The 25,976-nt window shown below is 64.0% G+C and carries 25 protein-coding genes; 6 read left to right on the top strand and 19 right to left on the bottom strand.

Translation table 11 applies throughout. The features are described 5' to 3' along the window. Window positions 1–164 precede the first annotated feature (164 nt). On the bottom strand, window positions 165–1,235 hold the full coding sequence (locus ACFFDA_RS07080; RefSeq protein WP_404477313.1) for a sensor histidine kinase: 1,071 nt from the start codon (window positions 1,233–1,235) through the stop codon (window positions 165–167). Window positions 1,236–1,818: 583 nt separating this feature from the next. Between ACFFDA_RS07080 and ACFFDA_RS07075 the strand changes: the two genes are divergently transcribed. Both ACFFDA_RS07075 and ACFFDA_RS07070 read left to right on the top strand, forming a co-directional pair. Then, window positions 1,819–4,209, top strand: a complete 2,391-nt coding sequence (locus tag ACFFDA_RS07075; RefSeq protein ID WP_404477311.1) for a TonB-dependent receptor — start codon at window positions 1,819–1,821, stop codon at window positions 4,207–4,209. Window positions 4,210–4,288: 79 nt separating this feature from the next. Next, on the top strand, window positions 4,289–5,509 hold the full coding sequence (locus ACFFDA_RS07070; protein WP_404477310.1) for a cytochrome P450: 1,221 nt from the start codon (window positions 4,289–4,291) through the stop codon (window positions 5,507–5,509). Between the two features lie 22 nt (window positions 5,510–5,531). On the opposite strand, the gene ACFFDA_RS07065 is transcribed toward ACFFDA_RS07070, so the two are convergent. After that, window positions 5,532–6,857, bottom strand: coding sequence for a spinster family MFS transporter (locus tag ACFFDA_RS07065; RefSeq protein WP_404477308.1), 1,326 nt, complete (start codon window positions 6,855–6,857; stop codon window positions 5,532–5,534). A gap of 141 nt (window positions 6,858–6,998) precedes the next feature. On the opposite strand from ACFFDA_RS07065, the gene ACFFDA_RS07060 reads away from it, so the two are divergent. Further along, entirely contained in the window at window positions 6,999–7,274 is a 276-nt protein-coding gene (locus ACFFDA_RS07060; RefSeq protein ID WP_404477306.1) for a hypothetical protein, read from the top strand. A gap of 33 nt (window positions 7,275–7,307) precedes the next feature. On the opposite strand, the gene ACFFDA_RS07055 is transcribed toward ACFFDA_RS07060, so the two are convergent. From ACFFDA_RS07055 to ACFFDA_RS07000, 12 genes are all read right to left on the bottom strand, one after another. Then, a complete protein-coding gene (locus ACFFDA_RS07055; protein WP_404477304.1) occupies window positions 7,308–7,838 on the bottom strand; it encodes a VOC family protein in 531 nt (176 codons plus the stop codon). A 22-nt stretch (window positions 7,839–7,860) separates the two neighbouring features. Further along, entirely contained in the window at window positions 7,861–9,117 is a 1,257-nt protein-coding gene (locus ACFFDA_RS07050; protein ID WP_404477302.1) for a hypothetical protein, read from the bottom strand. Further along, window positions 9,114–9,890 carry an SDR family NAD(P)-dependent oxidoreductase gene (locus ACFFDA_RS07045; protein ID WP_404477300.1) on the bottom strand — a complete coding sequence of 259 codons (777 nt, stop codon included), beginning with the start codon at window positions 9,888–9,890 and terminating at the stop codon, window positions 9,114–9,116. The genes ACFFDA_RS07050 and ACFFDA_RS07045 overlap by 4 nt, the downstream gene beginning before the upstream one ends. A 29-nt stretch (window positions 9,891–9,919) precedes the next feature. Further along, on the bottom strand, window positions 9,920–11,107 hold the full coding sequence (locus tag ACFFDA_RS07040; RefSeq protein WP_404477299.1) for a sulfotransferase family protein: 1,188 nt from the start codon (window positions 11,105–11,107) through the stop codon (window positions 9,920–9,922). Between the two features lie 108 nt (window positions 11,108–11,215). After that, window positions 11,216–12,337: a phosphotransferase family protein gene (locus ACFFDA_RS07035; protein ID WP_404477297.1), complete on the bottom strand. Its 1,122-nt coding sequence runs from the start codon at window positions 12,335–12,337 to the stop codon at window positions 11,216–11,218. Between the two features lies 1 nt (window position 12,338). After that, a complete protein-coding gene (locus ACFFDA_RS07030; RefSeq protein WP_404477295.1) occupies window positions 12,339–13,433 on the bottom strand; it encodes a TIGR03857 family LLM class F420-dependent oxidoreductase in 1,095 nt (364 codons plus the stop codon). A gap of 61 nt (window positions 13,434–13,494) precedes the next feature. Further along, a complete protein-coding gene (locus tag ACFFDA_RS07025) occupies window positions 13,495–13,950 on the bottom strand; it encodes a nuclear transport factor 2 family protein (protein ID WP_404477294.1) in 456 nt (151 codons plus the stop codon). Between the two features lie 10 nt (window positions 13,951–13,960). Then, window positions 13,961–15,154, bottom strand: coding sequence for a DUF1214 domain-containing protein (locus ACFFDA_RS07020; RefSeq protein WP_404477292.1), 1,194 nt, complete (start codon window positions 15,152–15,154; stop codon window positions 13,961–13,963). A 103-nt stretch (window positions 15,155–15,257) separates the two neighbouring features. Beyond that, window positions 15,258–16,025 (bottom strand): tyrosine-protein phosphatase, encoded by a 768-nt coding sequence (locus ACFFDA_RS07015; protein WP_404477291.1) that lies wholly within the window; start codon window positions 16,023–16,025, stop codon window positions 15,258–15,260. Next, window positions 16,022–16,540: a hypothetical protein gene (locus ACFFDA_RS07010; protein ID WP_404477290.1), complete on the bottom strand. Its 519-nt coding sequence runs from the start codon at window positions 16,538–16,540 to the stop codon at window positions 16,022–16,024. The genes ACFFDA_RS07015 and ACFFDA_RS07010 overlap by 4 nt, the downstream gene beginning before the upstream one ends. Window positions 16,541–16,603: 63 nt before the next feature. Then, entirely contained in the window at window positions 16,604–17,389 is a 786-nt protein-coding gene (locus ACFFDA_RS07005; RefSeq protein ID WP_404477288.1) for an SDR family NAD(P)-dependent oxidoreductase, read from the bottom strand. A 141-nt stretch (window positions 17,390–17,530) separates the two neighbouring features. Next, window positions 17,531–18,409 (bottom strand): helix-turn-helix domain-containing protein, encoded by an 879-nt coding sequence (locus ACFFDA_RS07000; protein ID WP_404477286.1) that lies wholly within the window; start codon window positions 18,407–18,409, stop codon window positions 17,531–17,533. Window positions 18,410–18,896: 487 nt separating this feature from the next. On the opposite strand from ACFFDA_RS07000, the gene ACFFDA_RS06995 reads away from it, so the two are divergent. Together ACFFDA_RS06995 and ACFFDA_RS06990 are read left to right on the top strand one after the other, a co-directional pair. Continuing rightward, a complete protein-coding gene (locus ACFFDA_RS06995; protein WP_404477284.1) occupies window positions 18,897–19,214 on the top strand; it encodes a 2Fe-2S iron-sulfur cluster-binding protein in 318 nt (105 codons plus the stop codon). A 112-nt stretch (window positions 19,215–19,326) separates the two neighbouring features. After that, window positions 19,327–19,755, top strand: a complete 429-nt coding sequence (locus ACFFDA_RS06990) for an ester cyclase (RefSeq protein WP_404477283.1) — start codon at window positions 19,327–19,329, stop codon at window positions 19,753–19,755. 213 nt (window positions 19,756–19,968) lie between these two features. On the opposite strand, the gene ACFFDA_RS06985 is transcribed toward ACFFDA_RS06990, so the two are convergent. Both ACFFDA_RS06985 and ACFFDA_RS06980 read right to left on the bottom strand, forming a co-directional pair. After that, a complete protein-coding gene (locus ACFFDA_RS06985; protein ID WP_404478306.1) occupies window positions 19,969–20,085 on the bottom strand; it encodes a hypothetical protein in 117 nt (38 codons plus the stop codon). Between the two features lie 287 nt (window positions 20,086–20,372). After that, window positions 20,373–20,711, bottom strand: coding sequence for a hypothetical protein (locus tag ACFFDA_RS06980; protein WP_404477282.1), 339 nt, complete (start codon window positions 20,709–20,711; stop codon window positions 20,373–20,375). Between the two features lie 140 nt (window positions 20,712–20,851). On the opposite strand from ACFFDA_RS06980, the gene ACFFDA_RS06975 reads away from it, so the two are divergent. Next, entirely contained in the window at window positions 20,852–21,064 is a 213-nt protein-coding gene (locus ACFFDA_RS06975) for a hypothetical protein (protein WP_404477280.1), read from the top strand. Window positions 21,065–21,151: 87 nt separating this feature from the next. Here ACFFDA_RS06975 and ACFFDA_RS06970 read toward each other — a convergent pair whose 3' ends face one another. From ACFFDA_RS06970 to ACFFDA_RS06960, 3 genes are all read right to left on the bottom strand, one after another. Then, the gene (locus ACFFDA_RS06970) at window positions 21,152–23,578 is read right to left on the bottom strand and encodes a TonB-dependent receptor (RefSeq protein ID WP_404477278.1); all 2,427 of its coding nucleotides are present in this window, start codon (window positions 23,576–23,578) and stop codon (window positions 21,152–21,154) included. Between the two features lie 198 nt (window positions 23,579–23,776). Beyond that, window positions 23,777–24,871, bottom strand: a complete 1,095-nt coding sequence (locus tag ACFFDA_RS06965) for a CaiB/BaiF CoA transferase family protein (RefSeq protein ID WP_404477276.1) — start codon at window positions 24,869–24,871, stop codon at window positions 23,777–23,779. Beyond that, window positions 24,871–25,800, bottom strand: a complete 930-nt coding sequence (locus ACFFDA_RS06960; RefSeq protein WP_404476615.1) for a 3-keto-5-aminohexanoate cleavage protein — start codon at window positions 25,798–25,800, stop codon at window positions 24,871–24,873. The genes ACFFDA_RS06965 and ACFFDA_RS06960 overlap by 1 nt, the downstream gene beginning before the upstream one ends. Between the last annotated feature and the right edge of the window lie 176 nt (window positions 25,801–25,976).

The raw sequence follows: 25,976 nt of genomic DNA, 5'->3' as shown, positions 1-25,976 counted from the left end.
GGCGTGATTGGCTGCACGGGATCGCGCTCGAAGTTGCCCCTTCCCTATCGCGGCCTGAGCCCGACCCGCTCTCGCGCTTGCCGATATCGGCAAGTTCGACCGCAGCGCAGAGCGTGCGAACGTTGGCAGGCACGGTCTTTACACCACCGGTCGCATCGGTCCGGCTATGCGGGCTGCCGGGCGAAGAATATATCCACCCGCAGCCCCTCGCCCGGCGCGGAGTTCACCGTAAAGCTCGCCTTTGCATTCTGCCGAAGCGATTCGGCGATGACTGCGCCCAGTTTTCCGGGCTTTGGCCAGGTCATGCCTTCAGGAAGGCCGATGCCGTCGTCGGCCACGATCACGTGGCAGCCGGTGTCTTCCACCAGACTGTGAAGGGTGATCTTTCCTCCACCCTCGCCAGGGAACGCATGCTTGAGCGCGTTGGTCAGAAGTTCGTTGACGACCAGTCCCGCCGGCATTGCAACATCGATCCCCACAGCCCAGGTGTCGACTTTCAGGTCGAGCCGAATCCCTTCAGGCGCATGAGCCTGAATCACTGCGGAGGCTATCTGGCTGAGATAGATGCCCAGATCCACGACGTCGCCCTGCTCCCCTGCCGCCAGCGAGCGATAAAGCAGCGCGAGCGCGTTGATACGTCCGGCCAGCCGGTCGAAACGCTTGCCCGTCTCCTGGTCGGGCACGTTGCGCGCCTCCAGCCGGATGAGCGCCGTGATCATCTGAAGGTTGTTTTTCACGCGATGCTGCAGTTCCAGCAGAAGAGCGTCCTTGTCCCGCAGGGATTGCCTCAGAGCTTGGTCTTCATCGCGAGTCTTCGCGCCCAATCGAGCCATCGCGACGAGACGGAAAAGCGGCCGCCCTTCCTCGTCCTCGATGGTATTCGACCAGGCATCGACCTCGAAAACCTCATCGCCATGCTCGATCCTGAAGGCGCCTACATGCTCATCGTCGTGCTCGACCGCCTCGCCAAGGCTGCGCACGTCGTCGCGCGGCAACGCCTCACCACGCAATGCCTGCCAGTTCTGTCCCACGAGCTGTCCAGCTGTCTGCCCCGTCAACCGTTCGAATTCGAGGTTGACGTAAGTGATGAATTCCGTCGGCTCTATCTCCGAAACGGCGATAGCGATCGGTACATGATCGAGAAACTGCTTAAACCGATCGCTTTCAAGCGCGTTCGCCAGATCCGGTGCCTCGAGAATTCTCTCAAGCGGATCGTTTTCCTTATCTTCGCTCATTCACCACCTCCGGCAGATCGGGCCTAACATACCTGGCCCCGACTTGACGCATCCAATTCTTCATCAGTATGCCCAAGGCGATCGGCGTGGTGTTTTGTGGGCCCATCAATCGGTCGCCCGCTATTGCAATTTCTTGTCGTAAGAATGGTTCGCCAGACTTGACGGGCACCATTCATTCCTCCCCGTGAACCAATCATTGGGCAGCCATTCTGGACTGCCCAAAGTTTGGCTGATCTAGTTCATCGGTAAAGACGAGAACATGTTCGATACGTGCAGTGGTGGCCCGCGGCGCGCCGCAGGAGCCAAGGACCTGCTGCGCGGCGATGGGCCGACGATCGAGCGAAAAAGCAGGCGTTGCGCTCTTCCGCTACCTCGACCTTTTCCGCGGCGTTTCCGACGGCCACCGGACATTTGCCGCCGCAGTTACACTGAATCACAAATATCGAATGGCGGCCAAAACCTGTCGTCATGCAGTCAATTCGTGCCCGATCTATATGTAACCCACCTCGCCTTGGATAAGTCCTCCTGACATCGGCGTACCACTTAACGGTGTGCCGAAAAGAAAAACCGTTGGGAGGATAAAATGACGAAGGCCGAGATTCTGGGCAAAGTTGCGCTGGGTGCGCTCGTTGCCGCCATCGCACAGCCCGCATGGGCGCAACAGCAGACAAATACGGTCGAGGGGATCGAGGACATCATCGTTACCGCCCGCCGCACCGAGGAAAGTCTGCAGACCACTCCGATCGCGGTGACGGCACTCAATGCCGAAGCCCTCACCATCGCGAAAGTGGAGAATGTCGCCGACCTGCAGGCCACCGCACCCGGTCTGGTGATCGGTCGCGGGTCCGCCGGCGGCGACGGTATCGTCTTCGTCGCCATCCGCGGTCAGGGCAATCTTCAGCCCATTCTCGCCAACGACCCCGCCGTGGCGACTTACGTGGACGGGATCTACATCCCGCGACCTTCGACCGGCATGACCGACATTCAGGACATCCAACGCCTGGAAGTCCTGCGTGGGCCGCAGGGCACGCTGTTCGGCCGTAACACCACGGGTGGTGCGATCAACATCATCACGAACGATCCATCCGACACGTTCGGTGGCAAGTTCAAGGCCGAATATGGAAATTACAATAATCTCGGCATTCAGGCGAGCCTCAACGTTCCTTTGGCCGAAGGACTTGCGATGCGCGTGAGCGGCGCGATCAACGATCGCGACGGCTACGGGAAGAATCTCGACAGCGGTCGCCAGTTCGCGGACAATTCCAGCAAGTTCGTGCGTGGCAAGATCAGGTATGAAGGCGATGGCTGGGACTTCACCCTGACAGGCGATTGGAACCGGCAGAAGAACCACGGCCAACAGATCGCACTATGGGCCTTCAATCCGGCCATCGTACCTGCTGCCTTTCAGCCGGGCCTCACCGCAGGTCTGCTGACGAAGGACCACTGGTGGGGCAACACGGCGACGGGCATCGCGTTGAACGCGGGAACCGGCGCACTGACCCCGGAAGCGCAAGCGCTGTACGGCGCGAAGCCCTTCAATACCCTTGAGGTCTACGGCTTTGCCGGAACCCTCAACGTCGAAGTGGGTGGTCTCAATTTCAAGTCTATCACCGGCTATCGCCATTCCATGAATTACGGCCTGAGCGATACCGATGGGACCGCGGTGCCATTGCTCGGCACGTATGCGGGATCGGGTTCGTATTACCTGTCGCAGGAGTTCCAGGTTTCGGGCGACATCACGGACAGCCTCAACTTCATCGCCGGCGCCTACGGCGGCAAGGAAAGCGGGTACGAATTCAGCCGCTCACAGATATTCGGCGGCTTGATCCGTGACAGCAATGCCGATGTCACCAACAAGACCCTGGGGCTCTTCGCACAGGCGTATTACGAACTCACCCCCAGCCTGCGCGCCGTCGGTGGTTTCCGCTACACGTGGGATACCCGCGACAGCGTGCTGCACAATGCCCAGGTTCTGGGACGCCCCTACAATGTTCCCGTTGCCGGCACGCCCACCGGAATCAACTGCACGGTCACACCCACCGACCCAGTGACGGCCACTACCTGCAACCAGGCCCAGAACGCCAAGTTCAACTACCCGTCCTGGAACTTCGGTGTCGACTGGCAGGCCAGTGACCACCTGTTCCTCTACGCGGCTACGCGCGGCGCGGCGAAGGCAGGCGGCTGGAACCTGAGGGCCGGCGGCCTCCCCGCGTTCGCGCCCGAAAAGGTCAAGGACGTCGAAGCCGGCCTGAAGGTCGATCTGTTCGAGCGTCGCCTGCGCTTCAATACCGCCGTATTCCATACTTGGAAGTCCGACAACCAGGCCATCGTCAATAGCTTCGTGCCAGGGATCGGCGTCACGCAATATATCCAGAACAACGGCAAGGTCCGCATCTGGGGCATCGAGAACGAACTCACCGCCGTGCCGTGGGAAGGGATGACCTTCACGGTCAACGGATCGCTGCAGGATGGCAAGTACGTCAAGGGCACCTTCACCGAAACCCAGGTCATTGCCGGTAGCGGCTGCACCAACGACGCAGGGGTGGTCAATGGCTGCGTCGTCGACCTGAGCGGACTTCCCCTGCTGCAGCTTCCCAAGAAGCAGTTGAACGTCAGCGCGACGCAGAAGATTCCGCTCGGCATGGGCACACTGGCCGTGACGGCAGCCTATGCCTACGTCGGCGCGCAGTACTTCGATGCCGTGAAGGCTGCCGAACAGGCATCTGCGGCCACGAAGGCCGCCTATGACGTCGAGCACACGCTCGGTCGCGTACCCGGGTACGGCATTTTCAACGGACGCGTTGCCTTCCAACTCGATGGTCCGGACATCGAGATCGCCGTCTACGGCCGCAACATCTTCGACAAGAAATACCTGCTGCGTCGTTTCCCCGACCTCTACCGGACGCTGGGCATCGCGGCTGCCTATGTAGGCCAACCTGCGACATACGGGGTAGAAACCACCTTCAAGTTCTGAAACGGTCGGCGGAGCGCGGGATACGCATTCCCCGCTCCGCCGAAGCCGATGGAACTCACATGATGCTTCGGAGACCTTGATGACACAGCTCGTGCAACAGCCGCTGCCCGACCACGTCCCGCCAGCACTGGCGATCGCGCTACCACTCTTTTCGCGCCAGGTGGTCTACGAAAATCCGCAGGAGACGCTGATCCCGGCGATGCAAGCGGACCTGCCACCCATCACGTACGTCACCAATATCTTTCCGGGCGACCAGCCGGGCTGGCTTCTGAAGAACGCCGCCGACGTCCAGGCCATGCTGCGCGATGCCGACAACTTCACCAAGAACGGCATGGGCAAGTGGGCGCAGAACATCGGCGAGAACTGGCTCGTGATTCCCACCGAGGCCGATCCCCCCGTTCACACCGGCTATCGCAAGGCGCTCAACGGCCATTTCTCGCCGCAGAAGATGTTCGCCATGAAGGAGCAGGTACGCGAACGCGCCGTCGCGCTGATAGATACCTTCCAGGAACGCGGGCATTGCGATTTCGTCGCCGAATTCTCGGAAAAGTTTCCGATCTTCATCGTTCTCGACCTATTGGGCCTGCCGCAGGAGCGCATGGCGCAGTTCCTGCAGTGGGAAAAGGAACTGCTCCACACCAACGACTGGCAAGTGCGCGGCAATGCCGTCCGCTGCGTGAAGGACTACCTGCTCGAAGAGATCGAAGCGCGCCGCATCAACCCGCGTGACGATTACATCACGAAGATTCTGGGCTTCGAAGTCGATGGCCGCCCCTGGAACGATGACGAAGTGCTGGGCCACTGCTTCAACCTCTATATCGGCGGCCTGGACACGGTCACTTCGCTGCTGGGCAACATCTTCAATTACCTAGGCTCCCACCCCGACAAGCAGAACGAACTGCGCGCAGATCCATCGCTGATCGTGCTCGCGGTTGAGGAATTCCTGCGGGCTTTCGCTCCGGTGACGGCATTCCGCATCGCCACCAAGGTCATCGAGATCCACGGTCATACGATCATGCCCGGCGAATACGTGGCGTTCTGCTCGCCGGTGGTCGGGCGCGATCCGGCCTACTACGAGGAGCCGCAGGAAATCCGCTTCGATCGCAAGGCACCGCACATGTCACTGGGCAGCGGCATCCACAAGTGCCTCGGCATGCATCTGGCCCGGCTGGAACTGCAGATCGCGGTGCACGAGTTCGTCACCCGACTGCCCGAGTTCCGCATCAAGAACGGCTTCGAGGTGCCCTATTTCTTAGGCAACATCCTCCACGTTCCCGACCTGCATCTGCAATGGAACTGACGCTGCGGGCGCTGGATCGGCTTCACGCCACGGCACTTTCGCGCAAAAGGTTCTTTCCCGCGGCGAGATAGTTGGCCACGGCGACCGCGAGCACGGAGGCAGAGATCAGCATGCTCTGCTGCAGCCCGGTCGCCGATGCCACAAGGCACTGCGCCGGCACGGCCGCGGCATGCTGGCCAAGGCATGTCGCGGCATAATCGCCGGAAAAATGGTAGTCCGCCAGAAGGTCGCTGAGATAGCCAAGGGCGACCGAACCGATGCCCAGCCCCGCGACCGTCTGCCCGAAGGCATGCAGCGCTGCCGCCGATGCCCGCATGCGCGGCTCTACCAGCGTCTGCGTGACAGTCATCACCGCGGGTGTGAAGGCGTAGAGCAGCGCCGTCGCCATGAACAGGAAGCCGACCAGGACACGCCAGTCCGACTGGTATAGCGCGAGCAGGTACAGCGGCAGGGCCAGTCCCACGGTCGCTGCCGGGGCCCAGGCGCCCCAGCGGATATCACGTTCGATCAGACGGCTGGCGACGTTGCCGCCGACGACCTGACCGACCATCGTCGCCAGGCTGAACGACATCGCGAAGATCAGTCCCGCCTGCGACAGCGGCAGGCCGAACCTGCGTACCAGCAACGGGATGAGGAACAGATTGGTCCCGAAACCGACGAGCCCCACGAGCCCGCTTCCGCAAGTCAGGTGCAGGAAAGAGGGCGAGCGACCCAGGCGGCGCAACACTTCCCCGAACGGCGGCGTCTGTGCGCGCTCACCGGCATCCTTGCGCTCTGGTTCGGGGATCGTCCCAAAGAGCAGCAGGGCCAGCACCAGCCCTGGCGCCCCGACCGCGACCATCGTCCAGCGCCAGCCGAAGGCCTGGGCGATCTCACTGCCCGCGACCGCCGCAATGGCACTGCCGAGCGGGGCTCCCAGCGCGATCAGCGAGAACACCAGCGCCCGGCGCCCGACAGGAAAGCGATCGGAGATCATCGACACCAGTGCCGGCGTGAATCCGGCCTCGCCCACGCCCACGCCCATGCGGCAAAGCAGCAGTTGGAGGTATCCCCCCGCCGCGCCGCACAGTGCCGTCATCATAGACCAAAGGATAGTCACGACCACGATCAGGCGCACCCGGTTGAACCGCTCCGCCAGGCGCGCAAGCGGTATGCCCAGAACGGCATAGAACAGAGAAAAAGCCAGGCCGCCCATCATGCCGAGCTGCAGGTCGCTTAGCTGCAGGTCGCGCCGGATGGCTTCCCCGACGACCGCGATGATCGTCCGATCGACGAAATTTATCATGAAGATCGCGCCCAGAAGGGCCAGGAACCACCTGTCCTTAGGCGCGAAACCGCTAACTGCCATTGTTCTCTCCCGACACGGCCGCCGTCATGCCCTGCCCGTTGAACAAATTGAACAGATTTCCTCTCATTTGCACGATTTTTTCTTGAAACCGATAATCTTCTGCGCCAACAGCAGCACGCACCATTCAATGGGAATCTGAATATGAAGACGCTTTTTATGGCTTTCGCCGCGCTGACGCTGACTACGCCGGCTCTGGCTGCCGAAGCCCCCACGGTCGATCGTAACCAGACGGTCTTTTCCGCCGAAGGCACCAAGCTCGGCAAGATCGACCGCGTTCTTCAGGGTGCCGACGGCACCGCCAGCGCCGTGCGCCTGATCTATCGTGGCAAGTTCATCACGATCCCCGCGCAGACACTGAGCAGCGGCGAAAAGGGCCTTACGACCAGCATGACGAACGCCGAACTCAAGAAGCTCTGAGCATCGGGCGGCCGCCGGGCCGCCCTTCCACGATCAGGCCAGGTCGGACATGCTGCGGATGGGGCGGGTCGTCTCATCCCATGCCATATGGGCGGCGTGCATCCGGCCCAGCGATGCTTCCATGGCCGGCGAAATCTCCATCAGCTCGACGTAGCCGCCATTCCCCGGGCGCGTGTCGAACAAAGCGAAGCGTTCGCCCGAAGGCATGGTGCCGCTGAAGGCCATGGCATAGCCTTCACCCGACAATCGTTCGACGCCGGCGTCATAGGGCACCCGCAACATGACGTGGTGATAGCCTTCACCCGTCGTCTCGAGCATTTCCGTAAATACGGATGGACCCTCGCTCGTCTGCTGCAGCAGCTCGATCAGCAGGCCGCCGGAAAAGCCGAAGGCGACGCGCATCGCCACCTCGGTCGGCTCGCCGCGGTAGACCTGCCCGGGGAGCACAGGCACGTCGAAGACGAAGAATGGCCCCGCGCCGAGAACCCGCGTCCAGTGGTCGAGCGCGCGGTCCATATCGCGAACCACCTGGCAGAGTTCGAGGATTGATCCGTTCGGCTGCATCACAGGCTCCTCACCACGGGTTCTAGTCGGACGCGCAAGTGCGCAGGCCATGCTGATGCGCGCGGTCGCGCAATTGGGCGCCACGCTGGGCGATGGTGACACGAGGCACGAAATCAGCAAGTTCGCTGTCGATGTCGGCCAGGTCGATGACGCGGACCTCACGCAGGAACCGGGCTGGATCCGTGCCTGCGGGCACGCCTTGCCAACGCAGCAGAACCCAACCGCAGGACAGTCCCGCGGTATCGATCCAGTTGCTTACCCCTGGGTCGATTCCGGCCACGACATACGTCTGCGTTCCATCCGGGTTGAGCGCCACTTGCCCACTGTTCAGGCTCACCATGCGCAGCATGGGATCAGGCGAGATCGTCCAGGGATCGGCGATCTGGATGCCTGTATAATAGCTGTCTTCGGCCGATATCGTAATCAGCAAGCCCTGCCCTTCGGCCAGCGCGAAGCGGCCACCCGCCAGATAGCCCCAGCCGCCGTCCCGGCCATTCGGCCCGACCAAGGTATTGACGCGGTGATCGCCCAGAAATTCGTTCTTGAATGCCGACCAGAACGCAACCCAGGCCGGAAGGTCGGTCACGACGGTTGCGGCGATCTCGTCCTCGCTGCGCCGGCGATGGCCCGCAGGAGGATCGACGCGGCGCACGCCCACCTCGGCAGGGACCTGTCGCCAGTCGCGCTGGCTGTCGCGGGTGTAGACCTGCATTCGCGTGCCCGGCTCGCTGCGCAAGTGAGTGGCCCCGCCCTCGCCCGGCCCTACGGTCACCGTCACGCGGCGCTCGGCATCGCAATGGGGCAACAGTTGCTGCAGCGTCAGAGCCCCCAGATTGCGCCCGAGCCCAGCGTGATGCAGTGGCTCGACTTCCGCCACGATGCTGAATTGCGGCGGATCGGCGGAGAAGCGAATGTCGATCTCGTAACGGCCATCGCCGTCGACGGGTATCTCGCGGTTGAAGTTGTCAGGATTGTCCACCGCGACGGCCGCGCCGCGATAGACGTGGCCAAACCATGCGCGGGGCGCATTGCTGATGTTCCACACGACTTTGGGATCCGCCGTATCGCCGTTCGCTTCGCGCATGGCGAGACCCAGTACCCATTGGTCGAGCGCACGATCGAGCCCTATCCGCCCGTCCGGCGTCGCGGCGACCGGGTCTGTCAGCATGATCCGTCGCGCAGCCTCGCGAGCGGCACGGACGTCGATGCGTTCGATCAGCCGCAGAGCCAGCCGTTCCGCAGCCTCCTGTTCCTGCGTCCACAGCGGATTTCGGGTCACGAGATCGTACCCACGCGGCCGCCTTCGGTGAAGACGGTGCTTCCGGTGGTATAGCTGGATGCGTCGCTTGCCAGCAGGATGGCGGCGCCCACCGCCTCGTCGGCCGCGCCAAAGCGCTTGATCGCGTTGCGTTGTGCCAGGCCCAGGCCCTTGTGGATGTCGGCCTCCTGACCGTCCGGGCTCATCGACCCCACACACAGGCAATTGACGCGGGTGTGCGGCGCCTGCGTCTTCGCAAGTTCGCGGACCAGGAACAGCAGCGCTGCCTTGGATACGCCGTAGGCCACGGCGGGCGGGATCGGCGTGAAGCCACCGCAGCTCTGGACTGAAATGATGCTGCCCTTGCCGTGCGCCTTCATGTCGCTTTCGGTCAGTTCGGCTAGGCGCCAGGTGGCCATGACGTTGACGTCCATGGCGGTCTGCCACACCTCGTCGGTATTGGCCCCGAGCCCGCCATCCGCCGCATAGATCACCCCCGCGGCGGCATTGTTGAAGATGATGTGGATGGGCCCGAAAGCGTCTCGCGCCGACGTCACCAGTCGTTCGAGATCGGCCTTGCGCCCGGCGTCGGCGGCGATCGCCAGAGCTCGTCCTTTGCCGGCGGCGTTGATGTCCGCGGCGATCACGTCGAGCCGATCCTGCGACCGCGCGGAGATGACGACATTGGCCCCCAGCTCTGCATAGGCCCGCGCTACGTGTTCGCCCACTCCGGGGCCGACGCCCGTCAGTATGGCAGTACGACCATCAAGGCGGAAACGATCGAGTACGCTCATGTCGGAGGTTGCTCCTGTAGAGGGGAAGGTCAAGCTTTGGCCAGCAGATGGCCGTAGCGCGCGTAGTATCCGGCCAGTCGGCTACGCACTTCGTCGGGATCGATGCCGAACTGCTCCGCCGTGTGCTGGTGCTTGCCGAGGCGCCCGGCCGCAGGATTGTCCGCAAGGAAGCGCGTGATGCGCGCGCGGTGGACTTCGCCGAACGGCAGGTCGAAACGTGCATAGATCCGCTTGATCGCGGCCATGGGATCATCGACGATTTCGGTATGGGCCAGATCGAGAATCCGCGCCTCGATATCGGGGCGGGAGGCGCGCGCCTCGGTTGCCCTGGCCATTCCCGCGCTCCAGGTGTCGAACACCGAGCGACCGATCGCGGCGGCGTCTTGCGGTGCGCCCACGGCCGCCAGGAAGCCCGAGATCATGCTGGCGAGCGAAGAGAACGTCTTCACCGGATCACGATGGGTCCATACCAGCATGGCCCCGGGATAAGTCTCGAGCAGTCCGGGCAGGTCGAAGAGATGCTGCGGTGATTTCAGGGTCCAGCGGCCTTTGGGGCCTTTCCACTGGAACTGCTGGAGCATCCGCTTGTGGGTCCGGTACTGCCCTTCCGGGACCGTCTCGCGCAACCAGCGGGCGAACTCGGGCACGCCCAGTTCGGCAGGGAAGTTGGTGCTGGCAAAATGCAGCATCATGCCATGGTTGCATTCGCCGGGCTGCGTACAGTCCATGCGCTGGATATCGGCAAGCTGCGGCGCGTGGGACAGCCAGTTCTCGTAGTTCGACTGGACCTGGGCGATACGTGGATCGCTCTCGAACGTCGCTTCTTCCGGCGCCGGCCAGGGGACGTACCATTCCCATTCACGCGGTGCCCGCGCACTCGGATCGAGGCAGAGCAGATCGTAGGTGATCGTCGTCCCCGTCCTGGGCAACCCGCAGACGACCAGCGGAGCGCCGACGTCCTGCGTGACGATTTCGGGATGCTCCTTCTCGTCCTGGACGTAGCGCAGGCGGGTAGCCAGGAGTCCGGTGATCTTGCCCCGCGCCGTCTCGCGAAGCTGCGGCGGCGGCGACATCGCTTCCACCGCCGCGACGAGTCTGCGAAAGCCGGTCTCGAACGAGCGATCGGCCCCGAAATCATCCAGCCCCGTCGCCGCCTTCGCTTCGGCGACGAGCGTGTCGGCATCGAGCATCGAACCTTGTTCCGAAGCGGGGCTCATCCGCGCCATGCCGTACGAACGATCTGCTTCATCTCGCCTCTCCAATCCTGCACCGCTTTGCGCGTGTGCGGTGCGGCCGGACGCGTTTTGCGCCTGCCGTCGATGCCCCTATTCCTCCACTGGCGTCAGGTTCTTCATGAAGGCCACGAAGTCCGGCCCGAATTCGGGGACCGGCAGGCCCAGCTTTTCCGCCAGATATTGCGTCATGAAATTGTCGTTGAGCGACTTGTTGGTAGCCGGGATGTTGCCGATGCCCACCTGCCTGTCGAATGCACCCACCGCAACAAGGGCCATGCGCAAGGCCGCGACGATGTCGTAGTAATCCAGATGCCGCGCAGTCTGCCCGCTCGCCTGCTCCCACAGGACGATGCTCTCCTCTTTGCTCGGGAGCCCTTCCAGCCGCGTGACCCCGAAGCGGCGGCCGAAGAGGTCGTCAAAATAGAGCCACCAAGCGAGGTCGAGTTCTGCCGGACCCAACGCGGCCAGTTCCCAGTCGATCAGCGCATTGACGCTGCCGTCGGCCGCGAACATCACGTTCGACGGGGTAGGATCGCCCCACAACACGTTGACCCCGGCGTCCGCCGGCATGTTTTCCCGTACATAGGCCATGGCCGCATCGACGATCGGCATTGCACGCCCCTTGCCCGCGGCCTTGTGCCAGGCCTCGAGGGCGCCGACGTACTGGTCGAGACCCGGTTTGCCGAGGTTGGGCAAGGCAAGGAATTCGAAGCCGTCTTGCCAGTCGATCCTTGCGAGGCTGCCGAAAGCGGCGATCGCGTTCGCGAAGGTCTTGTGACGCTGGGCCGGCGTCATCTCGACCAGCCAACCCTCGAGGTTGTAGTTCGGCTTCTGCTTGGCACATTCGCCCTCGACCTTGCCCATTACCAGGAACGGAAGGCCCAGGATGTCCGACTCCAGGTGCATGCCTATCCACGGAGGCACGCGCTGGTCGCCGCGCGCGTCGAGTGCGGCCATCATCTTGCCCTGCAGGGCAAGGCTGCTGCCGAACACGACTTCGAGGTCGGTCGGCTGGCGACGCACCACCAGTGTCTGGTTGCGCGCGCCGTCATCCTCGACGTAGTCGACCTCGACGAAGAATATGTCGGCGGAAAAGCCCGCTCCGAGTGTCACGTCGAGCGGCTTGACAACGATGTCCCGCCAGCCCGGCTTCTGGGTCGCCAGCCAGTCCTGAAGCTGGGTGGTGATGCGGTCGGGAGTCAGAAGCTCCATTTCACAGTCCCTTCGCCGCGAGGGCGCGCTTCAGTTCGACGGTCAAAGGTCCCATGTCCTTGGGCGAAGAACCGTGGAGAAGGATTTCGTCGGCGCCGGCGTCGAGGAAGTCCATCAACTGATCCGCGCATTGGCTGGCGGTGCCCACCGCGGCTCCTTCGTCCAGCCAGTGCTGGGGGATCAGCTTGCTGACGTCGACAAGTTCCTGACGCGTGTAGGCCTGGTCCGCCGGCTTGCCATTTAGCCCGGCGATCTTCGGATGAGCGCGAATCTCTTCCAGGACCTTCTTGTCCCAGCCATTGATGTCGACGATCATGTCGCCAAAGCCCGGCAGTTCGAAATAGGTTATCGCGCGTCCCCCGACGACGGCCTCCTCTTCCGCCTTGGGCAGGTCGGGAGCGACGATGATATTGTGGTAGATGCGCACCGACATCGGATCGCGGCCGGCCTTGGCGGCAGCGTCTCGCACGATCTTCGTGCTGTTCCGCACCCCCTGCGCCGAAACGAAAGGATGCAGCAATACGCCGTCGCAATGGGTGCCCGCGAACTCGAGGCTCTTGGGGCCTATGGCCGTAAAGATGATCGGCGCCGGCGCGCCGCCGTGCCTGTCGGTCAGGCTGATCGCGGGGAACTGGCCGAGAATGCCGTCGTAGTTGACCTTCTCGCCTGCCCAGAGGCGGCGGCAGATCGAAATCAGATCAGCCAGCCGCTCCATCGTGATCGCCGGCGATCCCAGCATTTTCATGTAGGCGGGCACCGCGCGCGCGAACATCAGGCGGAAACGGTCGCCACTCATCGCCTGCATCATGTCGGCGACGCTGGCGGTGACCAGCGGGTGGCGCATGGTCGCGTACATGGTGCCGGTGATACGGATCTTCGACGTCGCTTGCGACACGGCACCGGCAAGGACGGCCGGCTCCTTAAGCGAATAGCGCTCGGATATCCAGACGCAACCCAGGCCGATCCGTTCCGCTTCCTTCGCCTCTTCGATGCCCCGCCGCGGATCGTTCACGCGGCCCGGCAGAATATAGGTGCCGAACTTGTCGAACAGGGCTTGAGCCCCCGGTTCCAGAGCCAGGTCCTGCACTTGCGCCATCAATCCGTCCTCTCTTATCGACGCCGGGAAGATTGCCCGCGCCCATCATGGCCGGAACCTATCAGGCGACAGGGACGGGATGGACCTCGACATAGAGGCGGGTTAATTTGAGCGCAGCGATTTTCCACTCTCCCTCCACCCGGACGTAACGCTCGTGATAATGGCCGAAACCCGTTATCGACGCCCCACCCGGGATAGGGCACTTTCCAGGCGCCCATACTACCTGGTCCTGCATCGCGGTGACGACATGCGCTTCGTCGTCCCCGAGGTCGATTTCCGAGGAATGGACCTGGTGGGCAGAGCGGGCGTCCATGACTGCGAAGCGAACTTGTTCGAGAATCGCCGCATGGCCCGTGATGGGCGGATTTCCCGTATCCTCCTGCACGTCCATCACCGCATCCGACGTGAACAGGGCGATGAAGCCGTCCCACTCCTTGGTGTCGAGCAGGCGGCAATAGCGCGCCTTGACCATCCGGATCGCCTCGAGGTCCACCAGTCGGGCCAGATCGTCCCTCATGCCGCGCACCTTACCAGATGATGCGGGTATGCGCGCGCAAGGTCCGCTCGCGGATCGCTTCGGCGCGCTGCTCGGGCGTGACCAGCGCCGTGTCGGCAGGCAGGTGCATGCGCACCTCGCTCAGCTTGACTTTCTTCATCGTCGGGGTCGGGCGCTCGTCCGTGTTGAACCAGCGTCCCTGGACCGCGCCGCTTGGGTAACCCGAGGTATCGAGCCAGTTGTAGACCCCTGGGTCGCGTGCCGATATCACCGCTCGGAACAGACCGTCGCTATCGAGAGCGGCCTGAGCTGCGTTGAGGCTGGACTGGTTGTGATACCAGTCGATCGTCTCGTAAAGTTCGTTGGTGAGGATCAGCGACCAGTAGTCGACTTCCTTGGGTATCCGCACCTCTGTGATGAGCGCTTCGTCGTCCGCCAATTCGTAGGCGCCTTCGTAGTAGGACTGCCGGGTCAATCCACTCATCTGCGAAAAATCGACGACTTTCAGCGTGTTGATGAGGCCTTCGTCCCGCAGCTTCTGCACTTTGTCGGGGAATGCGAGGGCGCAGACGGCGGCGGTTCCCGGGATTTCGGAAAAGCGCTGGGCGAGCTGCTGCAAACTTGGCCGCCCCTTCGATGCCTGCGCCGCGTCGAGCCGCACGATCCCGAAGCGCGGTTCGCGTTCGATGCCCCAGTCGCAGCCGACGATGCGCACCATCAGCTTTTCGGTCTCCGGCTTCAGCTCCCACCAGTCACCCGCATGGCCTTGTGGCCGGCTGGGCGAAAGGATGACGTCGAAGCTGCCGTCGGCGCCGATGGTCAGATCGTTGAAGTCGTTGGCGTCCTGTGCCGGATGATGCTGGCCGGTGCGCAAGGTGTCCGGTCCCAGCTGGGCCAGGATCATCATCCGCGTGGTACCCCTATCGCCGCGGATGCGATAGGTGCCGCCCTTCTCGATCAGCGCAGCCTTGTAGATGGTGTCGGCGTTGGGCTGGAAGATGTTCTGGCAGATGTTCAATTCAGGCACGAAGATCGGATGGCTGCGGTCGTGCATGATGGCATCGTTGGTCGTGCGCAGCACGCCCGACAACAGCAGTCGAAGCGATTCCTGCATCACATGCGGATCGTTGCGCAGGCGCTCGGGAATGCGTTCGCGCATCTTCGCCCCCAGAGGTCTCAACTGGTCGAGCAAATCTTCCCATTGGTAGATGCCGGTGTCGGTCATTTCGGTCTCCACTGTCTGTCGAATGTCGGGCAGGGCAAGCGCGCGGAACACCGGAAGAACCGTGCCGGCCAGGATGGCCGAAGCGCCCGCGCAAATTTGCCGCCTAGTGTGTGGCAAGACGGCCGCGCAGCTCGTCGCGTTTCGCGGCATCGATTCCAGCCGCTTCGAAGTACCCGTCGATGCTACCCCATTCCCCGTCGAGCGCTTCGAAGGCACGATCGAGGAACTTGTCATCCACGCCGATCAGCACCGCGACCATGTCGTCGGGCGGCACGAAGCCGAAAGTCTCCTGGAGGCCCTTCTTGAGATGGCCGGACATCTTGAGATTGGCGCCGAAGACATCCGACCTGCGATAGTCCTCGACGATGGCTCCGCGCGGAACGCCCAGCAATTCCAGGAACAGCGCGATCACTACGCCGGTCCGGTCCTTCCCCGCCGTACAATGAACCAGCATCGGCACGTCGCCCGCCAGCAGCGCATCGACCATGGCGGGAAGGTGCCGCAGGAACGCCTGGGGCATGAGCCCGTAGTTGTGGGCCATCACCTCCATCGCACGACCGGCCGTGGGTTCCCTGCCGAGCGATTTCCACATGTCCTCCCCCTGCGCGCGAAGATCGGTATTCATGTCGAGGTCCAACAGGCGGCAGCCGGGCCCGCACCACAGATGCGGAGCCTTGTCGCGCTCCATCGATGAGCGAAGGTCCGCAACCGATCGAAATCCCAGCTCGCCCAGTTCGGCATGGTGGTTCTCGACGAAGCTTGCAGGGCCTTCCGAGCGGTAGATCACGCCGGAGCGCACGGTGCGGCCGCCCGCCGCCGGGAGCCCGCCGACGTCACGGAAGTTCAGCCGGGACAGGGCACGGGTCATCATATGGGATCCTTCGCGGAAGGATAGGAAGGGACCAGGTCGGCCATCTGCCCGAGCAGTTCGGGCGACATCCAGACGTGCTCGATGTAATGGCCCAGAGCGTGACGCTCGTCGGTGTAGATATAGCGCAGCATGTCGCCTACGCCGCCCTCGAACACCACTGGATGCCGTGCCAGGTCGAGTGATGCCAGATGCGCCTCCCAGTTGGCGATCGGCCCTCCGATCCGGGTGGCGACATGGTGGAAACGGATGGCCAGTCCCTCGCCCCCGGGCAAGGTTTCGCGAAAGATCGGCGCGGTATCGCCGACAGGTTCGATCAGCTCGATCTCCACCCCGCCGACAATCGTGAGCGCGATCTTCAGCACCGGCTTGCCAGTCGGGTCCTCGCCGGGCTGGATGTTTGTAAGTTCGAAGAAACCGGGCGCGCCGTATTCCGATCTGAGCAGCGCCATTGCCGCGACGAGATCATTGGTCACGTAGGCCACTTGGCTATGCTGGCTGTTGGGCCTTGCGAACATTCGAATCTCCTCGAGTCGCGGTCAGGGTCGATGCCGCGCGAATTTGCGCAACCTGTCGGTCGGTCAGTTGGCCACCATCTTGCCGCCATCCACGACCAGCGTATCGCCGGTATGGTAGGCCGACATGTCGCTGGCGAGATAGATGACCGCACCCGCCAGGTCAGACGGCTTGCCGGCACGGCCGAGCGGTGTCTTGGCCGCGACCATGTCGGCCAGCATCTTGCCCACCTCGGGATCCGCGAACGTCATTTCCGTCTCGATGAAGCCCGGCGCGACGACGTTGCAGCGCACCCCGATCGGACCCAGTTCGGCCGCCAGAGCCTTTGCCAGCGCGTTCAGGGCGCCCTTGGCAATGCCATAGTGCGCCATGGTCGGCACGCCCTGGAAGATCGAACCGCTCCCGCAGATGATGAGCGATCCCCCAGGATCGCCAGCTTGCGCCCGTGCTTTCATGTGCCGCGCGCCTTCGCGCAAAGTGAACACCGCACCGTCCAGATTGACGTCGATAAGCTTGCGATAGGTCGCGACGTCCATTTCAGTGAAGTCCACCTGACTGGCGATGCCGGCATTGGCGACCACGGTGTCGATGCGCCCCATCGCGTCCAGAGCGCGCGCGAAACCCGCCACGATGTCCGGTTCGCTGGCGACGTCGACACTGTCTGCGAAGACCCGCACGCCATGGGCGCGCAGCGCCGCGGCGGCTTCCTCGTTCTTGTCTGTACGACGGCCCCAGATGACGATGTCGCTTCCCGCGCGGGCAAGCCCCTGCGCGAATCCGAAGCCCAGGCCCGAATTGGCACCGGTGACCAATGCCACTTTGCCACTGAGGTCGAAAAGATTTTCCGGCAAATACCCTCTCCGATCACGCTCCGCCGATACGGCAGCGCTTTGGCGGGACTGTGCGACGTCCGCCACCGCCCCACAAGCCGACGGTCTTTCGCGATCGCGCCAATGCCATCGCCAAACCGCCCTGCCTGTCCGGTGCCGCGCTCAATGCATCATCGCCTGCCGAAACTGCCGCGGGGTCAGGCCGGTCGCCTTGCGAAAAGCTGCGGAAAAGGCTGCGGCACTGTCGAACCCGCACTGCCAGGCGACCATCTTGATCGCGGCGCCACCGGGCTCCAACAACCGGCGTGCAAGGGCGATCTTGCGATCGGCCACGTAAGCGGTGAGAGTCTGCCCGGTAGTCGCACGGAACAGGCGGAAGAAGTGGCGTGCCGACAGGCCGCAGTCGGCTGCCAGTTCGCAGACCTTAGGCGGTTTGCCGGGCTGTTCGACCCGGTCCTGGATACGGGCGAGCTGGGCCGGGGAAAGCCGCAAGGCGCCGGAGGCATGGCTGCGGGTCGCAAGTTGCAGGTAGCGGTGAAGTTCAACGGCAGTCTGCGTCCAGACCGCGTGCGCCAGTATTTCACTGCAGAACCCCGGCCGAGCGATCTCTTCGGCGATGCGGCGCAGGGCTTGGACTATCGGGCGGCTGCGGATGTCCAGCGTCGCGCGCAGCACCTCGGTGCAGATACCCATCTCTTCCGACGCCAGGCCCGAACCATCGAACCCGCAGCAGATCGAGGTCTGGCGTCCCGCGCCCCAATGCGTGTGAAGACGCGCGCCGGCCGGCACGAAGATCACCGGGCCGAGCGCCTGCACCGCCCCACGATCGACTTCGTCATAGCCGCCGCGCGGTTCGCCCGGCCGCGGCGACAGCGCCAGGTCCAGGAAGCTGCGAGGCGAGGAGAACACCCCGCCTTGCGGGCCTTCGAAACGGTATTCGTGGAGTTCCATCACGACCCCCGGCAGCGCGATGCGGCCTCTGATGGCACAGTCCATCCCGGACGTGGTCGGCAGGTCGTAGACATGGGAGAAGCTTGTCATATGTCCTCTTTCCGCTTGCCTGTTCTGGCACCCATTTCGGGCGTCGTGGCGTTCTGGCGGGCAATTTGGCGCAGTGAGGACAGCAGCGCACCTTGCCGAAGGAAGGGTCGCCGGCCTTACATCGTGCATCGTCACGTCGGCCAGGACAATGCACCACGACAGGGGAGAGCACCATAGACAGCGCCGCGCAGGAACAGGCCGCAGGCAACGTCATCGACATCACCGACCTAGCTGATCCGTAACCCCGACCCTATCGTCAAGGAAATCTACCGTATCGCGGACATCCCGCTGACCGATGCCGTCCCGGCCGATCTCCACGCCTATCTGGCCGAACATGGCGAGCACCGCCCTTTCACGTTCTATTTCGATCGTTTCTCGGTCAACGGGAGGGCCGCTGAGCACTTGGCTGGCTCCTACCGTCCGGCAGGATGGCGACGGCGTGGCGGTGTTTAGGACGCCCACATCACCATGGTCCACGAGAGGTACAATGCCCGAACTTAACGTCGTCACCCGCGATGGCACGGTCAAGACGATAGAGGCCGCTGCGGATGTCAGTGTGATGGAGGCAATCCGCGATTCCGGGTTCGACGAGTTGCTGGCCCTTTGCGGTGGATGCTGCTCCTGCGCCACGTGTCACGTTTACGTCGATCCCGCGTTCGCCGCAGCGCTGCCGCCGATCTCGGAAGACGAGAGCGACCTGCTGGACGGTTCGCCCCACCGCAGCGAATATTCGCGCCTGTCGTGCCAGGTGATGATGGTCGACGCCCTCGCCGGCATGCAGGTAACGATCGCGCCGGAAGACTGACACCGGCATTATCCGGCAAGATATGGAGAGACTTGAAGTGGCTTGGAAAGAACCCATTCGCGAACAGTTGGACGTGACCGGCTCCCCCCTGTTGACCGACAGGCAGAAAACAATGGTCAAGCATTGGACCGACCTGCAAGAGACGCTGAACGCAGGCGACTTCGACGGCATGGACCGCTTCTTCCACGCCGATTTCCGCTACGGCAACCCCAATCGTCCCGATCTCGGCACATACGAACAGTGGAAGACGTCACCGGTCGCGCTCTACAAGACCTTCTACCCGGCCGCCTACAAGACCATCGATGCGGTCGGCAAGGGCGACAACGAAATCTGGATCTACGCCACCCACTACTGCAAGCACGTCGGCGGGCCCTACATGGGGGTGCAGCCGACCGGCAATGAATTCCAGGTCAACTGGTTTTCGATCGTCCAGTTCGCCGACGACAAGATCGTGAGCATCTTCAGCATTTCCGACGTGCTGACGATGCTCAAGGACATCGGCGTCGTCGAAGTGCCACAGCCCGTCGATCCGTATAAGTAGGCCGTCAAGGGAGTAGGGGGCCGCACCTTGCCCCTGCTCCCATGCGCTGTTGGCGACCGGGGGTAGCAGCCCGGCAAGCGGGAGCCCGGCCATCCGTTCGGCCTGTTCGGCAGTTTCGGAGGGCGCCGCGATGGCGACGATCCCTCCTACGCGGTGCTGGACCCTAGGCGGGGACGAGCGCCTCGGCCATGACCTTGCCGGCTATGTAGCCGGTCACCATCGCCGGTCCCACATTGCAGCCGTGCGCGGGCGAGTTGCCGCGCCAGATCGAGTTGGCATCGAGCCGGCGGCGTAGAGCCCGCGCACCGCCTTGCCATCCGCGCCGACCACCCGGCACTGTGCGTCGATCTTCAGGCCCACCGTGGTCGAACCGTCTCCCGGCTGCCGCGATCGGTTTCTTTAGCCCGCCACCGCCGGGGAAGATCATGCCCATCCCGTACTTCTTCACGAAGTCCGCATCGCCGATGATGTGCGCCGGGACCGCGCCGGTGCCGGGCATCGCCTCGACGAAGTGAACCGAGGCGTCGTTGCCGAAACTTTCGCCCTTGTCGTTGACTGCGATGCAGCCGGGTTTGGTGCCCCGCGCAGCCGGCGCTGCCCCCTTCCGCCGGGCAGGTTCAAACCTTGGGCATGATCTCTTCGGCCACCCAGCGCAATCGGTCGAGATATTCGTCGAGCCCCGAAATGCCGGGCGGCAGCGGCACGATGGTTTCGTTGACACCCAGTTCCTTGAGCCATCCGATCTGGTCGATGATCTTCTGCGCATCGCGCGTGCCCGGCGCGCGCGGATCGTCCATGATCTCGTGGTGCGGGCCGACCTTGAGCATTTCCAGCGCGAAGAACAGGTCGATCGGCCGGCCGTCGTATTCGGGCTGCGAACGGATCAGGTCGAGGCATTCGGGGAATTTTTCCGGCGGCGTGCGGAACGGCGACCAGCCATCGCCGAATTTCGCCACGCGCCGCAGTACAGGTTCCGCATCGCCGCCGAACCAGATCGGCAGCCGCGGCTGCTGCGATCGCCCGGAGGTGATCGTCCAGCGACGGTTAGGGATGACCCGCCATCAGAGTGCCGGCCTTGACGCGGAAGGGCCGGACGATGACGTCCTGGATGTTGCCGTCGCTGCAGTTCGCGGATCGCCTCCCGTGCACCGACCTGCTCGCCGCGCGTCTCGCCGATGCCGATCAGCAGGCCGGTGTCGCACAGGACAAATTGCGCAATCTCCGTGAGTTAGCACAAGTTCGAACCGACGCCCATCGCCGCCAATGCCTCGCGGCAGCGGGCCCGGGCAATGGTCGCGCGATGTCTTAGGCGGGGCCGGAGGCGAGGTAGAGTTGCTCCGATGTCATATCGCACTCCGCACCCTGGCCCGCCGGCCCACTATCCCGAACGCACTTTTCAGAAAGAGTACTTGGCCGATACGCCCCAAGTCCGCGGCTCGCCGGCATAGACCGAACTGGTCGGGAACGAGGGCAGCAGAACGCTCGACGCCGAATAGTAATCGACGTTGAACAGGTTCTTCACGTAGACGCCCAAATCCAGCCCCGAACCAGCGATGCCGCGCCAGTCGAGGCGGGCATTGGCGAGGTCGTAGCCGGGTAGCTTCTCGCCGTTCTGGCCGCCGAAGTCAGTGGTCATGAACAGGTCCGCGTTGAACGTCAGCTCGCCATCTGCCGGGCGCACTGGAAGAATCCAGCTAAGGCTCGCCGTGCCCGAGAAGCTGGGCGAATACTTGTTGATCTGGTCCGGGCCCAGCACGATCGTCGACGGCAGGGTGCCCGGCACCGACACGCTCTCGACCTTGACGTTAGTGTAGGCGGCGTTGAAGCCGACCGTCAGGCTGCGCACTGGGCTGATCGAGGCTTCCAGCTCGACACCCCAGATTCGCAGGTTCGCCGCGTTGACCGCCAGCGAGCCATTGCTGGGCGAATCCGGCGTACCGTTGGGCACCGTGGTCTGCGTGTTGAGGAACTGCAGCGCGTTCTTGTACTTGCTGTAATACGCGGCGATGTTGAGCAGTCCGCGTGCCGAACCGACGTGGTAATCGTACTTCGAGCCGACTTCGACGTCGGTGATCTTTTCCTCGCCGGTTTTCTGGAACGGGCGCAAGTCTGCGCAGACCCCGCCGGTCGCGACGCAGGCCGGGTCGATGCCGCCGGTGGTATAGGGGGTCTCGAAGAACGGCGTGTTCACGTTCGCGCCGCGATAGCCGCGCCGCGACACGACGTAGAGCAGCCAGTCGGGGTTGGGCTTGTAATCGAGACCGATGGTCCAGCTCGGCTCCTCGCCCTTGTTCGAGACCACGCCGACGCCGTCCGCCGCGCCCGTCGCCGCGACGTCGAGGCAGGTCGCCTCGTCGACGTAGCCCGTGCCGATCGTGCCGCCGCATGCCGAGACCTTGTCCCAGCTATAGCGCCCACCCAGGTTGAGCTTCAGCTTGTCCGTGATCTCGTAGCCGATCTGGGCATAGACCGCGTAGTTCTTGTTGCGAACGTGGGCGGTGACGGCGGGGGCGGGCACCGAGCCGACCGAGAATGCGGTGAACTGCGAACCACTGGCGCCCGCTGGCTTGTCGTTGTTGTAGAAGACGCCGGCGATGAAGTTGAAACCATCGAAATCACCCAGCAACTGGGTTTCGTTGGTGATGTACTGGCGGTCGAGGATCGACGCGGCGGTGAACAGCGTAAACGGCACGGTGGCCGGAGCGGCGAGCCCAGTCGGAATCTGCAGTTCGGGGAGGCCGCCGGTGTTGATGAGCTGGTCGCTGTAGTTTTTGCGATAGCCGAAGATGTTGCGCAACGTCAGCGCACCGAAGGTGAACGAGGTGTCGTTGGTGACCGAGGTGGTCTTGCGGTACGAACGGCCGCCATCGATGCCGCCGTCGAACGAACCCCGGCGGTTGCCGCGCTGCGTCTCCAGCGCCGCCTGCACTTGCGGGTCGACCACGCCCAGGCCGAGCGCGGCGAAGGGGAAATTCTGGCGCAGGAGGTAAAGGCCGCCCGCCAGTTCGTCGCCCTTGAAGTATTCGTAGATCGTGGTGCTCTTGAGCCCGTCTACCGGCTCGAGCAGCAACGAGAGACGGAAGCCGTCCTGGTGGATGTCGTCGAAGCCGGGACCGCCGTCGAAGGCGACCGTGCGCGGGTCCTGACGGCGGATCTGGCCGGCGGCGCGCAACGCCACCTTGTCCGCGATGATGGGGATGTTCACCGCGCCTTGCAGTTCGCGATAATCGAAGCGGCCATACGTCCCTTGAACGTAGCCTTCGAACTGGTAGCTCGGCTTCTCGCTGCCGATGACGACGGCGCCGCCCAGCGTGTTGCGGCCGAACAGCGTACCTTGCGGCCCCTTGAGGACCTGGATGCTGCTGATGTCGTAGGTCGGCACGTTTGAGCCGACCGAGGGCAGCGGCGTGTCGTTGAGGTAGATGACGACGCCGGGGGTCACTTCGCCCAGCGGCAACTGGCCGATGCCGCGCAGGGTAAGGGCCACGTTGTCCTTGCCGCCCTCGGACGAGAAAGTGAAGCCGGGGGCGATCGTCTTGATGTCGCTGACCGTCTGCACGGTGCTGCGATCGAGCGAGGCGGCCGAGAACGCCGTGATCGAGACCGAGACGTCCTGCAGCCGCTCGGCGCGGCGGCGGGCGGTGACCACGATGTCGCCGGAACCCGCAGTGTCCGCCGGGACTGCTGCGTCGGCCACTGCCTCTGCCGTCGCCGGTGCCCCTGCCGTCGGTGATGCCTGGGTGTCGCTGTCCTGTGCGCTGGCCGGCACGGCGATCAGCGCCGCCGTCGAAAATAGTGCGCACTTGAGCAATGTGGTCTGCATGAGATCCTCTCTTGAATTCTTGTTCTGCTCGGTCGGCACCGGCAAAGCTTGCGGCAAATGGCGGGGTCACCCCCTGCTCTCCACCTATCGTGGGATAGGATGCCGCTGTGGTTTAAAGTTAATTTGCGGAATGTTGCACCGATGCACCATCCGCGCGAATGCGCAGTTGTGGGACATCGGCACTGCGCCGGCGGCGCATCACGACCATGCCGCGAGAGCCTCCGTGATGTCGAGCGCCCCGGGTTCGCGAATGGCGGCTGGGGTGTTGGACAGACGCGGTGCGGGCGCCGGCTGGGCGATCGCGTTGCGCTCCACGAACGTGCCTCGTGCCCGGTTGTGCGGATGGCTCGGCGCCTCGGCCATCGACAGGACCGGGGTGACACAGGCATCGGTTGGGGCGAACAGCGCGGCCCATTCATCGCGCGGCCGGCTCGCGAAAGCGGCGGCGAAGTCGGCTTCCATCGCCGGCCATCCGGCGCGCGCGTTCTGGTCGTAGCCGCGATCCGCAAGCCCCAGTCCTTCGACCATCTGCGCGAAGAACTTGGGCTCCAGGCATCCCACCGCGACATGGCCGCCATCGGCGCAGGCATAGGTGCGATAGAACGGCGCGGCGCCGTCGAGCAGGTTGGAGCCGGGCGCGTCTTCCCACAGCCCCTTGGGCTGCCAGGCGTAGAACAGGCTCATCAGCGAGGCGACGCCGTCGGTGATGCACGCGTCCACGACCTGCCCCCGCCCCGTGCGCTGGGCGGACAGCAGCGCGCTCAGCATGCCGGCGATCAGGAACATCGCCCCGCCGCCGTAATCGCCCACGAGGTTGAGCGGCACCGGCGGCGGACTGCCCTTCTCGCCCATCGCGTGCAGCGCCCCGGTGATGGCGAGGTAGTTGATGTCGTGCCCGGCGCGCAGCGCCAGCGGGCCGGTCTGCCCCCACCCGGTCATGCGGGCGAAGACAAGGCGCGGATTGCGTGCCAGGCAGGCATCGGGTCCCACGCCGAGGCGTTCCATGACACCCGGGCGATAGCCCTCGATCAGCCCGTCCGCCCGCTCGACCAGGTCCAGCAGCCGGGCGCGGTCGGCATCCTGCTTGAGATCCAGGTGGACCACCGCGCGGCTGCGGTGGAGGATGTCGCCCCCGACGTCTTCCCAATCTCCCACCCCGGCGCTGGGCGGACGCGCCACACGCACGATGTCGGCGCCCATGTCCGCCAGCAGCATCGCCGCCAGCGGCACCGGCCCGATCGCGTCGATCTCGACGATGCGGATGCCGGCGAGCGGCCCCCTCGGCTCTTCCATCAGATGCTGGTCCGATCGGCGCCCTTGAGGTCGAGCATCGCGCGCGCCTCATCAGGCGTGGCGACCTCGAGCCCCATCCCTTCGATGATCTGTCGCGCGGTGCGGACCTGCTCGGCGTTGGTCTCGGCAAGCCTGCCGCGCCCGCCCCACAACGAGTCCTCGAGCCCCACGCGGACGTTGCCGCCCATCGAGGCGGCCATGGCGACGATCCCCATCTGGCGCGCGCCCGCCCCCAGGACCGACCATTCGTACTGGTCGCCGAACAGGCGGTCGGCAGTGCGCTTCATGTGCATCACGTCGTCGGGATGGCCGCCGATGCCGCCCAGGATGCCAAAGCACGTCTGGATGAACAGCGGCGCCTTCACCAGGCCGCGGTCGAGGAAATACTTGAGATTGTAGAGGTGGCTGGTGTCGTAGCATTCGAATTCGAAGCGCGTGCCCAGCGGAGACAGCGTCGTCAGCAGGTGTTCGATGTCGGCATAAGTGTTCTTGAACACCAGGTCGCGCGACGCTTCGAGCGCTGCCGGTTCCCAGTCGTGCTTGAACTCCTTGTAGCGGTCCAGCATCGGGAACAGACCGAAGCCCATCGTCCCCATGTTGAGGCTGGCGACTTCGGGCGCGAAGGTCTTCGCCGGGCGGATGCGCTCCTCGACGGTCATCGAGGGGTGGCCGCCGGTGGTCAGGTTGATGACCGCGTCGCTGCGCTGCTTGATAACCTTGAGGAAGGGCTCGAACAGGTCCGGGTTCTGGTCCGGCCGCCCGTCGACGGGATTGCGCGCGTGCAGGTGGATGATCGCGGCGCCCGCCTCGGCGGCGCCGATCGCCGATTGCGCGATCTCCTCCGCCGTGACCGGCAGATAAGGCGACATCGACGGGGTGTGGATGGCCCCGGTGACGGCGCAACTGATGATGACTTTACGTTTGGACATGACGGTTCCTTTCGCGCCGGCGGGAGTTGGCAGGTCAACCACCGGTCGCAATCTATCCTTCGATAGGCGCAAGCGAGCGAACGGAAGCGGCCCGGGTTGCCCCGGGCACAGCGTCAGGGAAGAATGCCCAGCTGGCGGGCCCGCAGCACGGCCTGCGGCCGCCGCCGCACGCACCG

Origin of the sequence: Novosphingobium sp. BL-52-GroH, from assembly GCF_044813085.1 — a bacterium.
Classification (GTDB): Bacteria; Pseudomonadota; Alphaproteobacteria; order Sphingomonadales; family Sphingomonadaceae; genus Novosphingobium.
This window is presented reverse-complemented; position numbering and strand designations above follow the sequence as displayed.